Annotated in this window: 12 protein-coding genes; 6 read left to right on the top strand and 6 right to left on the bottom strand. The window is 60.6% G+C overall.

From position 1 onward, the window contains the following. Nucleotides 1-6 precede the first annotated feature (6 nt). Together trmA and ACS5Q8_RS25075 are read right to left on the bottom strand one after the other, a co-directional pair. A complete protein-coding gene (trmA, locus tag ACS5Q8_RS25080; protein WP_276194971.1) occupies nucleotides 7-1,086 on the bottom strand; it encodes a tRNA (uridine(54)-C5)-methyltransferase TrmA in 1,080 nt (359 codons plus the stop codon). Then, entirely contained in the window at nucleotides 1,083-2,378 is a 1,296-nt protein-coding gene (locus tag ACS5Q8_RS25075) for an NCS2 family permease (RefSeq protein WP_276194970.1), read from the bottom strand. Before ACS5Q8_RS25075 ends, trmA begins: the two co-directional genes overlap by 4 nt. 222 nt (nucleotides 2,379-2,600) lie before the next feature. On the opposite strand from ACS5Q8_RS25075, the gene ACS5Q8_RS25070 reads away from it, so the two are divergent. Beyond that, nucleotides 2,601-3,047 (top strand): DUF4879 domain-containing protein, encoded by a 447-nt coding sequence (locus tag ACS5Q8_RS25070; protein WP_276194969.1) that lies wholly within the window; start codon nucleotides 2,601-2,603, stop codon nucleotides 3,045-3,047. Nucleotides 3,048-3,086: 39 nt separating this feature from the next. Here the strand turns inward: ACS5Q8_RS25070 and ACS5Q8_RS25065 are convergent, their stop codons facing one another. After that, on the bottom strand, nucleotides 3,087-4,325 hold the full coding sequence (locus tag ACS5Q8_RS25065) for an MFS transporter (RefSeq protein ID WP_465159540.1): 1,239 nt from the start codon (nucleotides 4,323-4,325) through the stop codon (nucleotides 3,087-3,089). A gap of 317 nt (nucleotides 4,326-4,642) precedes the next feature. On the opposite strand from ACS5Q8_RS25065, the gene ACS5Q8_RS25060 reads away from it, so the two are divergent. The 3 genes from ACS5Q8_RS25060 to ACS5Q8_RS25050 are packed head-to-tail and all read left to right on the top strand — an operon-like array spanning nucleotide 4,643 to nucleotide 7,271. Further along, the gene (locus ACS5Q8_RS25060) at nucleotides 4,643-6,082 is read left to right on the top strand and encodes a cytochrome ubiquinol oxidase subunit I (protein WP_276194967.1); all 1,440 of its coding nucleotides are present in this window, start codon (nucleotides 4,643-4,645) and stop codon (nucleotides 6,080-6,082) included. 1 nt (nucleotide 6,083) lies between these two features. Further along, nucleotides 6,084-7,091 (top strand): cytochrome d ubiquinol oxidase subunit II, encoded by a 1,008-nt coding sequence (gene cydB / locus ACS5Q8_RS25055; protein ID WP_276194966.1) that lies wholly within the window; start codon nucleotides 6,084-6,086, stop codon nucleotides 7,089-7,091. 12 nt (nucleotides 7,092-7,103) lie between these two features. Then, the gene (locus tag ACS5Q8_RS25050) at nucleotides 7,104-7,271 is read left to right on the top strand and encodes a DUF2474 domain-containing protein (protein ID WP_247396582.1); all 168 of its coding nucleotides are present in this window, start codon (nucleotides 7,104-7,106) and stop codon (nucleotides 7,269-7,271) included. Nucleotides 7,272-7,342: 71 nt separating this feature from the next. On the opposite strand, the gene ACS5Q8_RS25045 is transcribed toward ACS5Q8_RS25050, so the two are convergent. Together ACS5Q8_RS25045 and ACS5Q8_RS25040 are read right to left on the bottom strand one after the other, a co-directional pair. Further along, nucleotides 7,343-8,467, bottom strand: a complete 1,125-nt coding sequence (locus tag ACS5Q8_RS25045; RefSeq protein WP_443696921.1) for a methyltransferase — start codon at nucleotides 8,465-8,467, stop codon at nucleotides 7,343-7,345. A gap of 171 nt (nucleotides 8,468-8,638) precedes the next feature. After that, a complete protein-coding gene (locus ACS5Q8_RS25040) occupies nucleotides 8,639-9,349 on the bottom strand; it encodes a helix-turn-helix transcriptional regulator (RefSeq protein ID WP_276194964.1) in 711 nt (236 codons plus the stop codon). A 400-nt stretch (nucleotides 9,350-9,749) separates the two neighbouring features. Between ACS5Q8_RS25040 and ACS5Q8_RS25035 the strand changes: the two genes are divergently transcribed. Then, nucleotides 9,750-10,526, top strand: coding sequence for a ferredoxin--NADP reductase (locus ACS5Q8_RS25035; protein ID WP_247396573.1), 777 nt, complete (start codon nucleotides 9,750-9,752; stop codon nucleotides 10,524-10,526). Nucleotides 10,527-10,570: 44 nt separating this feature from the next. Here the strand turns inward: ACS5Q8_RS25035 and mscL are convergent, their stop codons facing one another. Then, the gene (mscL, locus tag ACS5Q8_RS25030) at nucleotides 10,571-10,987 is read right to left on the bottom strand and encodes a large-conductance mechanosensitive channel protein MscL (protein ID WP_247396571.1); all 417 of its coding nucleotides are present in this window, start codon (nucleotides 10,985-10,987) and stop codon (nucleotides 10,571-10,573) included. A 287-nt stretch (nucleotides 10,988-11,274) separates the two neighbouring features. On the opposite strand from mscL, the gene katB reads away from it, so the two are divergent. Continuing rightward, complete coding sequence (katB, locus tag ACS5Q8_RS25025) at nucleotides 11,275-12,816, top strand: catalase KatB (protein WP_465159539.1); 1,542 nt, start codon at nucleotides 11,275-11,277, stop codon at nucleotides 12,814-12,816. Nucleotides 12,817-12,860: the final 44 nt, after the last annotated feature.

Below are 12,860 nucleotides of genomic sequence, written 5' to 3'. Positions count from 1 at the left end.
GGGGGGTTATCGACGGGTCAACAGCACCCCGGACTCCATATGGTGCGTCCACGGGAACTGGTCGAACAACGCGCATTGGCTGATCCGGTGCGTGTCATGCAGTTGCGCAATGTTCGCCGCCAGGGTTTCCGGGTTGCAGGAGATATAGAGGATGTTGTCGAAGCGTCGGGTCAATTCGCAGGTGTCCGGGTCCATGCCGGCACGCGGCGGGTCGACGAAGACGCTGCCGAACGCGTAGCTTTTCAGGTCGATGCCGTGCAGGCGGCGGAACGGACGCACTTCATTGAGCGCTTCGGTGAGTTCTTCGGCGGAGAGGCGCACCAGGGTGACGTTATCCACCGCGTTTTCATCGAGGTTGCTCAAGGCGGCATTCACCGAGGTCTTGCTGATTTCGGTGGCGAGCACGTTGCGCACGCGGGTGGCCAGCGGCAGGGTGAAGTTGCCGTTGCCGCAGTACAGCTCCAGCAGATCATCCGGGCGATCGCCGAGTGCTTCGTATGCCCAGTTGAGCATCTTCTGGTTCACCGTGCCGTTGGGCTGGGTGAAGGCGCCTTCGGGTTGACGGTAGCTGAAGGTGCGGCCACCGACGTCGAGTTTTTCCACCACATAGTCGTGGCCGATCACATCGCGCTTGCCCTTGGAGCGGCCGATGATGCTCACGTTCAAGTCGGCCGCAAGCTGGTTCGCGGCGGTGTGCCAGTGCTCGTCCAGCGGGCGGTGATAGCACAGGGTGATCATCGCGTCGCCGGCCAGGGTGGTCAGGAACTCCACCTGGAACAGCTTGTGGCTCAGGGCGGCGCTGGCTTGCCAGGCGGCCTTGAGCTGCGGCATCAACTGGTTGATGCGCTGGCTGGCGATGGGGAATTCTTCGATCAGGATCGGCGTGCGCTTGTCGTCCTGGGAGAACATCGCGTAGTGGCGTTCACCGCCTTCGCGCCACAGGCGGAACTCCGCGCGCAGGCGGAAGTTCTGCAGGGGCGAGTCGAAGACCTGGGGCTCGGGTGCGTCAAACGGTGCCAGCAGGTCACGCAAGCGCGTGACCTTGTCTTGCAGTTGAGCGGTGTAGCGTGTGGCGTCAAAAGTCATGCGTTGAACCAGCCCAGCTTGATCACAAACAGAATCGACAGAATCACCAGTGCCGGGTTCAGCTCACGGTAGCGGCCCGAAAGCAGCTTGATGGCGGTCCAGGCGATGAAACCGAAGGCAATGCCGTTGGCGATGGAGTAAGTGAAGGGCATCGCCAGGGCGGTGATCACCACCGGCGCTGCAACAGTAATGTCATCCCAGTCGATTTCCGCCAGGCCTGAGGTCATCAGCACCGCGACGAACAGCAGCGCAGGCGCGGTGGCGAAGGCCGGTACGCTGGAGGCCAGTGGCGAGAAGAACAGCGCCAGCAGGAACAGAATCGCGACCACGACAGCGGTCAAGCCGGTGCGGCCACCGGCACTCACGCCAGCAGCGGACTCGATGTAGCTGGTGGTGGTCGAGGTGCCCAGCAGCGAACCGGCCATGGCGGCGGTGCTGTCGGCGATCAGCGCACGGCCCATTTTCGGCATGTGACCATCCTTGCCCATCAGCCCGGCGCGCTTGGCCACGCCGATCAGGGTGCCGGAGTTGTCGAACAGGTCGACGAACAGGAACGCGAAGATCACGCTGACCAGGCCGATGTCCAACGCGCCTTTGATATCCAACTGCAGGAAGGTGGGGGCCAGGGACGGTGGCATGGACATCACGCCGCCGAACTCAGTGACGCCTAGCAGGATGGACACGATGGTCACGGCCAGGATGCCGATCAATACCGCGCCTCGTACCGCCAGGGCTTCCAGCGCAACGATCAGCATGAAGCCCAGGATGGCCAGGATCGGCGCCGGTTTTGTCAGGTCGCCCAAGCCCACCAGGGTATTAGGGTTGCCGATCACGATTCCGGCGTTGTGCAGGGCGATCAGCGCCAGGAACAGGCCGATACCGGCAGCAATCGCCGAGCGCAGGGGCAGGGGGATGCTGTTGATGATCCATTCACGGATGCGGAAGATCGACAGCATGAAGAACAGCACCGCCGAAATGAACACCGCCCCCAGCGCTACTTGCCAGGTATGGCCCATGTGCAGGACCACGGTGTAGGTAAAGAAGGCGTTGAGGCCCATGCCCGGCGCCAGCGCGATCGGGTAGTTGGCGATCAAGCCCATCACGGTCGAACCGATGGCTGCGGCCAGGCAGGTCGCGACAAACACCGCGCCCTTGTCCATGCCGGTCTCGCCGAGGATGCTCGGGTTCACGAACAAAATGTAGGCCATGGCCAGGAATGTCGTGATGCCCGCGAGGATCTCGGTGCGCACGTTCGTGTTGTGTGCTTTGAGTTGAAACAGCTTTTCCAGCATGCCTGCTCCCTGTGACGCTATGTTGCGTCGTGATTTGTTGACCTCTAAGTCAAAGCACAAATTGCGCCAAGCGCCTGTGGCTTCAGAGAGGATCGGAAAAAGCGGCGCATCATACCAGCAGCCGGGCCCGTGTGGCGCACGGGGTTGGCTTTGTGACGCATGGCTGTGAATCATGGCCTTGAGGCATACTGCGCCGACGTTTAATTCAGGGTCATCGACAGCATGAAAATAGCCAACGCGTGGAGTCTAGCTCTGATCGCTTGTATCAGCTTGTGGCTAGGCGCGGCACCGGCGTGGGGCGCGACTGCACCGGCCTTGAGCGAGGTGCGGGTGTTCAAGGTCGAGTCGACGGGGTGTGTGGAAACGATTCCGGAGCGCTCGCAGAGCACGCAGATGTGTACGCACCGTGGGCCCACCCAGGTGTCGGTGATGGAAGTCGGGCTGGGCAACAACCCGATAGGCCGTTTCAATGGCGCCGAACTCAACGGGCAACGCACTGCGGTGTGCCAGGTCGGTAGCGTCAGCCAGGCCTGCGCTGGCGCGGGCACGCTGATGGGCTACATCTATGTGTTCGACCTGAACGTCGCCGCCCCAGGCTGGTTCGAATACAGCAACACGTCGATCAACGCGCCGCGAAATACCCTGAAAACCCAGCTCAATATCCGCTGATCAATGGCCTTGAACGCCACGGATACCCGGCGGTGAGGTTCAGGCTGTGGTTTCGTCCACCGGCACATGCATGCGGTCGCGGTTGGCCAGGGTCGGGAACAGTTTGATCCACGCCCCGGTCACCACCAGCGTGCCGATCCCGCCCATGACCACGGCGGGCACGGTGCCGAACCAGTGGGCGGTGATCCCGGACTCGAACTCGCCCAGTTGATTCGACGCGCCAATAAACAGGCCGTTGACCGCACTGACCCGCCCGCGCATGTCGTCCGGTGTCTCCAACTGCACGAAAGAGGCGCGGATCACCATGCTGATCATGTCCGCCGCGCCCAGCACCACCAGCACCGCCAGGGAAAACCAGAACGAGGTGGACAGGCCGAAGGCGATGGTCGCCACCCCGAACACACCGACGGCGGTAAACATCACGCGGCCCACGTGCCGGTCGACCGAAAAGCGCGCCAGCCACAACGACATCAACAACGCGCCCACTGCCGGCGCCGAACGCAACAGGCCCAGGCCCCAGGCGCCGGTCAGCAGGATGTCCTTGGCGAACACCGGCAGCAACGCGGTGGCACCACCGAGCAACACGGCGAACAGGTCGAGGGAAATTGCCCCGAGGATGTCCGGGCGGCTGCGAATAAAGCGAATCCCGGCCAGCAGCGAGTCCATCGTGGCCTTGGCTTTATTCAGCGGGGTCTGGCGGGCGGGCAGGTTGAGGGTCAGCACGCAAGCAATGAGGTACAGCACCACGGTCGGGCCATACACCCACACGCTGCCAAACGCATAGAGCAAACCGCCGAGGGCCGGGGCGACGATGGTTGCCAGTTGCTGGGCCGATTGCGATGAGGCCACGGCCCTTGGGAACAGGGCGCTGGGTACGATGCTTGGGAGCAGCGCTTGAGTGGTGGGCATTTCAAAGGAGCGTGCGGCGCCGAGCACGAAGGCGAGGATAAAGATCATCTCGCGGGTCACGTTGCCGGTCAGGCCGCCAATGGCCAGGGACAAGGCAATCAGCGCCTGCACGGTCTGGCAGATGGCCGCCACCTTGCGCCGCTCATAGCTGTCGGCCACATGCCCGGTGTGCAGCATGAACAGCACGCGCGGGACGAACTCCACCAGACCGACCAAGCCCAAGTCCAGCACATTGCCGGTCAGTTGATAGAGGTTCCAGCCGATGGCCACGGTGAGCATTTGGAAGCCGCTGGCGGTGAAGATCCGCGCCAGCCAGAACGCGATGAAAGGGCGGTGGTGGCGTAACAGCAGCGCGGGTTCACTGGGCATCGGACGTTCGGATCAAAGCGGGAGGGGAGCTCGAGATTAGCATCAAGCTGTAACAAACAGTTGCAGAAACTGCGCTGAGGCAAGCTGTCACGCGGCAAAAGACCACACAGGTCAATCGCCAAAATGGGACTACTCTTTTGACTGTGATTGATCCAGATCAAAGCTATTTCAGGATTTGTTCTGGTGGCCGCAAGGCCTGATTCCCTACGTGGTAGGTAAAAAAAGAAACGAATTGAAATTCGCCACACTCCATATCCGTGGGGGCAGTGGATGCGGCCTCCAGCCAGCATTCGGTATTACCTGACAGAGGAAGACTTATGTTCGGTTTGGAGGCGTTAGATCTCGCCCGAATTCAGTTTGCGTTCACCATCTCGTTCCACATCCTGTTCCCGGCGATCACCATCGGCCTGGCGAGTTACCTTGCGGTGCTAGAAGGCTTGTGGCTCAAGACCCATAACGACACCTACCGTGACCTCTACCATTTCTGGTCGAAGATCTTTGCCGTCAACTTCGGCATGGGCGTGGTCTCCGGCTTGGTCATGGCTTACCAGTTCGGCACCAACTGGAGCCGTTTCTCGGACTTCGCCGGCGCCGTCACCGGGCCGCTGCTGACGTATGAAGTGCTCACGGCCTTCTTCCTTGAGGCCGGTTTCCTCGGGGTGATGCTGTTCGGCTGGAACAAGGTGGGGCGCAAGCTGCACTTCTTTGCGACCGTGATGGTGGCCGTCGGCACGCTGATTTCCACTTTCTGGATTCTCGCCTCCAACAGCTGGATGCAGACACCCCAGGGCTTTGAAATCATCGACGGCCGCGTGATCCCTACGGACTGGCTGGCCGTGATCTTCAACCCCTCGTTCCCCTACCGCCTGATGCACATGGCCACGGCGGCGTTTGTCGCGACGGCGTTCTTCGTCGGTTCCTCTGCGGCCTGGCATTTGCTGCGCGGCAAGGACAACCCGGCCATCCGCAAGATGTTGTCGATGGCCATGTGGATGGCCCTGATCGTCGCGCCTATCCAGGCGGTGATCGGTGACTTCCACGGCCTCAACACCCTGGAGCACCAGCCGGCGAAAATCGCTGCGATTGAAGGCCACTGGGAAAATATCGGCAACGAGCCGACACCGCTGATCCTGTTCGGCTGGCCCGACATGAAGGCGGAAAAAACCAAGTACGCGGTGGAAATCCCTTATCTCGGCAGCCTGATCCTGACCCACTCCCTGGACAAACAGGTGCCGGCACTCAAGGACTTCCCGCCTGAGGACCGCCCCAACTCGACCATCGTGTTCTGGTCGTTCCGGGTTATGGTCGGCCTGGGCTTCCTGATGATCTTCACCGGCCTGTTCAGCCTCTGGCTGCGCCGGGGCGGCAAGATGTACACGTCCAGGCCGTTTCTGTACCTGGCGTTGTGGATGGGCCCGTCCGGCCTGATCGCGATTCTCGCCGGCTGGTTCACCACCGAGATCGGTCGCCAGCCGTGGGTGGTCTACGGGTTGATGCGCACGGCGGATGCGTCCTCCGGGCATAGCCTGGTGCAGATGAGCATCACCCTGGTGTTGTTCGTGGTGGTGTACTTCACGCTGTTCGGCGCTGGGTTGGGCTACATGATGCGCCTGGTGCGCAAAGGCCCGGTGATCCACGAAGGCATCGAGCCTACCCACGGTGGCCCAGGCCAGAAACGCACACCGGCGCGTCCGTTGTCGGCGGCCGATGACGGCAGCGATGACAATCACGTCGACATCCAGCACAAGGGGAATTGAGATGGGTATTGATCTTCCGCTGATCTGGGCCGTGATCATCATCTTCGGCATCATGATGTACGTGGTCATGGACGGCTTCGACCTGGGCATCGGCATCCTCTTTCCGTTTATCCCCGGCAAGACTGACCGTGACGTGATGATGAACACCGTCGCTCCGGTCTGGGACGGCAACGAAACCTGGCTGGTACTCGGCGGCGCGGCGTTGTTCGGTGCCTTCCCGCTGGCTTATTCGGTGGTGCTCTCGGCCCTGTACCTGCCGCTGATGCTGATGCTGATCGGGCTGATCTTTCGCGGTGTAGCCTTCGAGTTCCGCTTCAAGGCCAAGGACCACAAGCGTCACCTGTGGGACAAGGCGTTCATCGGTGGTTCGTTGGCGGCCACCTTCTTCCAGGGCGTGGCGCTGGGGGCGTTCATCGACGGCATCCCGGTGGTCAATCGCCAGTTTGCCGGTGGTTCACTCGATTGGGCGACGCCGTTCACGATGTTCTGCGGCGTGGCGCTGATCGTGGCCTACGCGTTGCTCGGTTGCACCTGGCTGATCATGAAGACCGAAGGCAAGTTGCAGGAGCAGATGCACAACCTGGCGCGGCCGTTAGCCTTCGTGGTGCTGGCGGTGATCGGTGTCGTGAGTCTCTGGACGCCGCTGTCGCACCCGGAAATCGCCTCGCGCTGGTTCACCCTGCCGAACCTGTTCTGGTTCCTGCCGGTGCCGATCCTGGTGCTGGTGACCATGTACGGGCTGATCCGCGCCGTGGCGCGTAATGCGCACTACACGCCGTTCCTGCTGACGCTGGTGCTGATCTTCCTCGGCTACAGCGGCCTGGGTATCAGCCTGTGGCCAAATATCATCCCGCCATCGGTGTCGATCTGGGACGCCGCCGCGCCGCCGCAAAGCCAGGGCTTCATGCTGGTGGGCACGTTGTTCATCATCCCGTTCATCCTGGGCTACACCTTCTGGAGCTACTACGTGTTCCGCGGCAAGGTTACCCACGAAGACGGTTATCACTAGGAGGGTCGTTTAATGTCCGGCAAACCTTCGTTGCACGAGATTGAACAGGCCGAGAAACAGCCACTGTGGCGGCGCCTTGGCTGGTTGGCGATGATCTGGACCGGCAGCGTGCTGGCCCTGTTCATCGTGGCCAGCCTGATGCGCCTGTTCATGAGCGCGGCCGGCCTGACCACACACTGATATCCCATCCCGGTGCCTCGCGGCACGGTTTTTTGACCCTGCCCCTTCTTTGGAGGGGGCGGGGTCTTTTTTTATTTGCGCGCTTTGAGAATCACGAACTTGGGCGTGGCGGCCACTTGCTCGACGCCACGGAACAGCCGCGCCAACTTGCTGTGATAGCCCAGGTGACGGTTGCCGACTATATAGAGCGCGCCGCCGACCACCAGCGCTTCGCGCGCCTGCTGGAACATGCGCCAGGCGAGGAAGTCGCCAACCACCTGCTGCTGGTGGAACGGCGGATTGCACAGCACCACCTCCAACGATTGCGGCGCCTGGCCGGCCAGGCCATCGTCGGCGCGGACGATGACGTCGCGATCACCCAGTGCGGTTTGCCAGTTCTCGGCGGCCGATTGCACGGCCATGTAGGACTCGTCCACCAACGTGTAGTGCGCGTCCGGGTTCTGCAGGGCGCTGGCAATCGCGAGTACGCCATTGCCGCAACCCAGGTCGGCAACCCGCGCACTGCCAAGGCCTGTGGGCAAGTGTGGGAGGAATGCGCGGGTGCCGATGTCCAGGCCTTCGCGGCAGAACACGTTGGCGTGGTTGAGCAGGGCGATGGCCGGTGTGTCCAGGGCGTAACGGGTGGGGTAGGGCGAGACGGCGGCCGGGCGCTCCCCGGCGGTGGCAATCAACAGTCGCGCTTTTTTGACCGCCAGGGACGCGTGCATCGGCCCGATGTACTGCTCCAGCAATTCACCGGCCGCCCGTGGCAGATGCTTGACCATCGCACCGGCGATGACTTCAGCGCCCGGCGCCAGTTGGCCCTGCAGGCGGATCAACTGTTCTTCGAGCAACGCCAGGGTTTTCGGCACGCGGATCAGTACCCGGTCGAACGGCCCACGTGGCACGTGGCTGGCAGGCATGAACGGCACGGCATCAAACGTCTTGCCGTTGCGCACCAGGTTTTTCTCCAGGCCTTGGGCGGCGAGAAACGAGTCGCCGCTGGACGTTACCTGCACATGACCTTCAAGGCTGGCGGCCAATGCGCCAAAGCTGTCGTTCAGCACCAGCACGCGGGTCGCGGCGTTCGGTTGCTGCTCGGCCAGGTAGCTGAGCAGGTACTCGTCGGCGGCGTCGAACGCTTGCAGCGGATCGTTGTGCTGCTCGGGTTGGCGGATCAGATCGAGCTGGGCGAACGGGCTTTCAAGCAGGGGCATGGAGGGGGAGGCTCTGGGTAGTCGATGAGTGTTCGGCGGGTTGCATGGGGACCGGCGCAACCGTCTGAGTGAACTGCGAGGCGGCACCTTGGGGGGCTGCGTCAACACTCAGAGTTGGCGATAAATGTTACTTTTTTTTCGCAAGGATTACATGCGGTGATTCCGCGCCGGTTAAAACAAACCCGCCTTCGAGGCGCAGAGTACGGCAGCGATCTTATTGTTGACTCCCAGCTTCCTGAAACAACTGGCGAGGTGAAAGCCAATCGTGCGCTCCGACAGGCACAGGATGCGGGCGATGTCTGAAGCGGTCTTGCCCAGAGCGGACCATTTGAGGATTTCTGTTTCCCGTGGGGTCAAGGTGTTGGGTGTCTCTGCGCCGGGGCTTTCGGCGTATTTCTGCGCGACCACTGCATGCATGGCATGGCAGAGCCACAATACCTGGCCGGCCTTCTCGTACAGCTCCTGCGGGCTGACCTCACCCTTACCGCGTCCCAGGGTCAGCATGCTGAACACCCCCTGGAAGTCGTGGACCGACTGGGTCCAACCCAGATGGACGCCAGAAGACTGGGCCAGTTCCCATAAGTTCGGCGCGGCGCCGAACACTTTTTCCTCCCAGACAATCGGTAGTACGCAACGTTTGCAGTGTGTGACGACCGGGTCTACATCGAAGAAGTGGGCCTGGTCGTACAGTGTGTTCCATTCATTTGGATAGTTATTGAGGCGAATCGGTTTGTTTGGGTGTGTGGGTCGTTGAGCGCTCATCGTAAAGGAACAGAATTGGAAGCCAAGCTCGTATGTTTGGTTGATGACCATTTCAAATACGCTGGTGATCTTGTCCTCGCCCTCCAGCTTGGGGAGTCGTGTATTGCGCCAGTTGACCATCTGTAACTCTCCATGGATTTTTTTGTGACTTGGGTACGTCCTGGCCCCCAACGGTGCACGGAATGGAGTGTAGGATATCGGTTACATTTGCAGATGAAATTTTCGCTCTTGTACCGAGTGTTCTAATAGTTTTTCAATCAAGCATTAGTTCGCTATTCAAATGCCGGTATTTTTTTTCAGATTTTTTAGTGGGTTGTGACGCCTGTAACGTTCAACTAACAAAGACACTGCGTGCCAATGTAATGGAACGATGTGGGGTAATAGCGAAATGATTAAGGGTGAAGTCAAAGTGCTACTATTTTGGCAAGCCCTGGGTGGCCAAACGATGCTACTGCCGACTGTAGGTGTTTCCGCGTGTGACTTTGGGGGACACTAGGGCACCTGTAGAACGGAGCTCCCCATGACGGCCAGTGCTGAGAAATTTACCCGCCAGACCCTGCTCGACGTGCAATCGCTGACGCCCAGCCTCTTCACCCTGCGCACCACCCGTGACCCGGGCTTCCGGTTTACCGCTGGCCAGTTCGTGCGCCTGGGGGTGACCAAGGCCGATGGCAGCACGGTATGGCGCGCGTACTCTGTGGTGTCGTCGCCGTTTGATGAGTATCTGGATTTCTTCTCGATTGTGGTGCCCGGCGGCGAGTTCACCAGCGAGCTGAGCCGCTTGCGCGTGGGCGATACGCTGATGGTCGAGCGCCAGGCCACAGGCTTCCTGACCCTGAACCGGTTTGTCGACGGCCGTGACCTGTGGCTGCTGGGCACCGGCACCGGGGTGGCGCCGTTCCTGTCGATCCTGCAGGACTTTGAGGTCTGGGAAAAATTCGAGCGCATCATCCTCGTGTACAGCGCCCGGGAGGCCAGGGAGCTGGCCTATCAGTCGCTGATCCAAGGGCTGGCGCAGCGAGAGTACCTGGCCGAGTACGCCCACAAACTGACGTACCTGCCGCTGGTCACCCGCGAGCAGCATCCCGGCGCCCTGCATGGGCGCATTACCACCCTGATCGAGAATGGCGAACTGGAGCGCGCAGCCGGCGTCGAGCTGACCCCGGAGCATTCGCGCGTGATGATTTGCGGCAACCCGCAGATGATCGACGACACCCGCCAATTGCTCAAACAACGCGACATGCAATTGAGCCTGTCCCGGCGCCCTGGCCAGGTGGCGGTGGAAAACTACTGGTAACAAAAAGGCGCCCCTGGAGGCGCCTTCTTTCAAATCGATACGGCTTACAGCGGCTTTTCGTTCTGTGCCTTGAGCAGGTCACGGATTTCACCCAGCAACACTTCTTCCTTGCTCGGCGTCGGCGGCAGGCTTGGGGCCACCGCTTCTTCGCGCTTCAGGCGGTTGATGGCCTTCACACCCATGAAGATCGCAAACGCGACGATCAGGAAGTCGATCACGCTCTGGATGAACTTGCCGTAGGCCAGCACGACCGCCGGGACATTGCCCTGGGCAGCCTTGAGCGTCACGGCCAAATCAGCGAAGTCGACACCGCCGATCAACAGACCGATCGGTGGCATCACCACGTCGCCTACAAACGATGAAACAATTTTGCCGAAGGCGGCGCCGATGATAATACCGACGGCCATGTCGACCACATTACCTTTGACCGCGAAGGCCTTGAACTCACTGATCACGCCCATAGGTTATTCCTTGTTACAGATGAGAAGGGTGGAGCTCAGTGTAAGTCAGTCGTAACCGGCTTGCCTGACACAACTGTTAACACTGTTGCTTCTTATCGACACATTAAATCGTAAATAGTTTGCAAAGTGCCATCATTCGCGCGCGAATTACCCATAATTTCAGTGGGTTACCAGATTATTTTCTCAATCGCCCCGGTGGTGTTTTTCTATTTATCTTCTGACTCGCGGGTCACTAGCCTCTGGCAAGCACAACTGAATGTGCATTAAAAAAACCAGAGGAAACCTCGATGAACAACCCCATGAACCGCGCGCCCGTTCTGGCGCGCCATGCGCTGGTGCTGGCGACCGTCAGCCTGCTTTCCCTGTCTGTGCACGCCGCCAACCTGACCCGCGATAACGGCGCCATCGTCGGCGACAACCAGAACTCGCAAACTGCTGGCGCCAACGGCCCGGTGCTGCTGCAAGACGTGCAACTGATTCAGAAACTGCAACGCTTTGACCGCGAACGCATCCCCGAGCGCGTGGTACATGCCCGTGGTACCGGCGCCCACGGCACGTTTACCGTCACCGATAACCTCAGCGATCTGACCAAGGCCAAAGTCTTCGCCGCCGGCGAAGCAACCCCGGTATTCGTGCGGTTCTCGGCGGTGGTACACGGCAACCATTCCCCGGAAACCCTGCGCGACCCTCGCGGTTTCGCCACCAAGTTCTACACCGCCGACGGCAACTGGGACTTGGTCGGCAACAACTTCCCGACGTTCTTTATCCGCGATGCCATCAAGTTCCCGGACATGGTCCACGCCTTCAAGCCGGACCCACGCACTAACCTGGATGATGACTCGCGTCGTTTCGACTTCTTCTCTCATGTTCCCGAAGCCACCCGCACACTGACCGAGTTGTACTCCGACGCCGGCACGCCGGCCAGTTACCGCGAAATGGACGGCAATGGCGTACATGCCTACAAGTTGATCAACGCCAAAGGCGAAGTGCATTACGTCAAGTTCCACTGGAAGAGCCTGCAAGGCATCAAGAATCTTGATCCCAAGCAAGTCACTGAGGTGCAGGGCCGTGACTACAGCCATATGACGAATGACCTGGTCACGCATATCAACAAGGGCGACTTCCCCAAGTGGGACTTGTACGTGCAGGTGCTCAAGCCTGAGGAACTGGCCAAGTTCGACTTTGACCCGTTGGACGCCACCAAGATCTGGCCCAATGTTCCCGAGCGCAAAGTCGGGCAGATGGTGTTGAACCGCAACCCGGCCAATGTCTTCCAGGAAACCGAGCAAGTAGCCATGGCCCCGGCCAACCTGGTGCCGGGCATCGAACCGTCGGAAGATCGCCTGCTGCAAGGCCGGGTGTTCTCCTATGCCGACACGCAGATGTACCGCCTGGGCGCCAACGCCCTGCAACTGCCGATCAACGCCCCTCGGGTCACCGTCAACAACGGTAACCAGGACGGTGCGATGAATCTCGGCAAAACCACCACCGGTGTTAACTACCAGCCAAGCCGCCTGCTGCCACGCGAAGAGCCGCAAACCGCGCGTTACAGCCAGTTGCCGCTGGTGGGCAGTACCCAGCAGGCGAAGATCCTGCGTGAGCAGAACTTCAAGCAGGCCGGTGATCTGTATCGCTCCTACAGCAAGAAGGAACGTCAGGACTTGATCGAGAACTTCGGCGGCTCCTTGGCCACCACCGACGACGAGAGCAAGCACATCATCCTGTCGTTCCTCTATAAAGCCGACCCGGAATACGGCACCGGCGTGACCAAGGTCGCCAAGGGTGACCTGGCCCGCGTGAAAGCGCTGGCGGAAAAACTGACTGACTGACGTTGGTTCCGGTCGACGCCCTACATGGGCGTCGACGCTTTCAA

This window comes from Pseudomonas sp. PAMC25584 (assembly GCF_058135675.1).
This window is presented reverse-complemented; position numbering and strand designations above follow the sequence as displayed.

Excerpts from the sequence above, each read along its gene's own strand:
- trmA (WP_276194971.1), bottom strand. The coding sequence starts at position 1,086 with ATGACTTTTGACGCCACACGCTACACCGCTCAACTGCAAGACAAGGTC.
- ACS5Q8_RS25075 (WP_276194970.1), bottom strand. The coding sequence starts at position 2,378 with ATGCTGGAAAAGCTGTTTCAACTCAAAGCACACAACACGAACGTGCGC.
- ACS5Q8_RS25070 (WP_276194969.1), top strand. The coding sequence starts at position 2,601 with ATGAAAATAGCCAACGCGTGGAGTCTAGCTCTGATCGCTTGTATCAGC.
- ACS5Q8_RS25065 (WP_465159540.1), bottom strand. The coding sequence starts at position 4,325 with ATGCCCAGTGAACCCGCGCTGCTGTTACGCCACCACCGCCCTTTCATC.
- ACS5Q8_RS25060 (WP_276194967.1), top strand. The coding sequence starts at position 4,643 with ATGTTCGGTTTGGAGGCGTTAGATCTCGCCCGAATTCAGTTTGCGTTC.
- cydB (WP_276194966.1), top strand. The coding sequence starts at position 6,084 with ATGGGTATTGATCTTCCGCTGATCTGGGCCGTGATCATCATCTTCGGC.
- ACS5Q8_RS25050 (WP_247396582.1), top strand. The coding sequence starts at position 7,104 with ATGTCCGGCAAACCTTCGTTGCACGAGATTGAACAGGCCGAGAAACAG.
- ACS5Q8_RS25045 (WP_443696921.1), bottom strand. The coding sequence starts at position 8,467 with ATGCCCCTGCTTGAAAGCCCGTTCGCCCAGCTCGATCTGATCCGCCAA.
- ACS5Q8_RS25040 (WP_276194964.1), bottom strand. The coding sequence starts at position 9,349 with ATGGTCAACTGGCGCAATACACGACTCCCCAAGCTGGAGGGCGAGGAC.
- ACS5Q8_RS25035 (WP_247396573.1), top strand. The coding sequence starts at position 9,750 with ATGACGGCCAGTGCTGAGAAATTTACCCGCCAGACCCTGCTCGACGTG.
- mscL (WP_247396571.1), bottom strand. The coding sequence starts at position 10,987 with ATGGGCGTGATCAGTGAGTTCAAGGCCTTCGCGGTCAAAGGTAATGTG.
- katB (WP_465159539.1), top strand. The coding sequence starts at position 11,275 with ATGAACAACCCCATGAACCGCGCGCCCGTTCTGGCGCGCCATGCGCTG.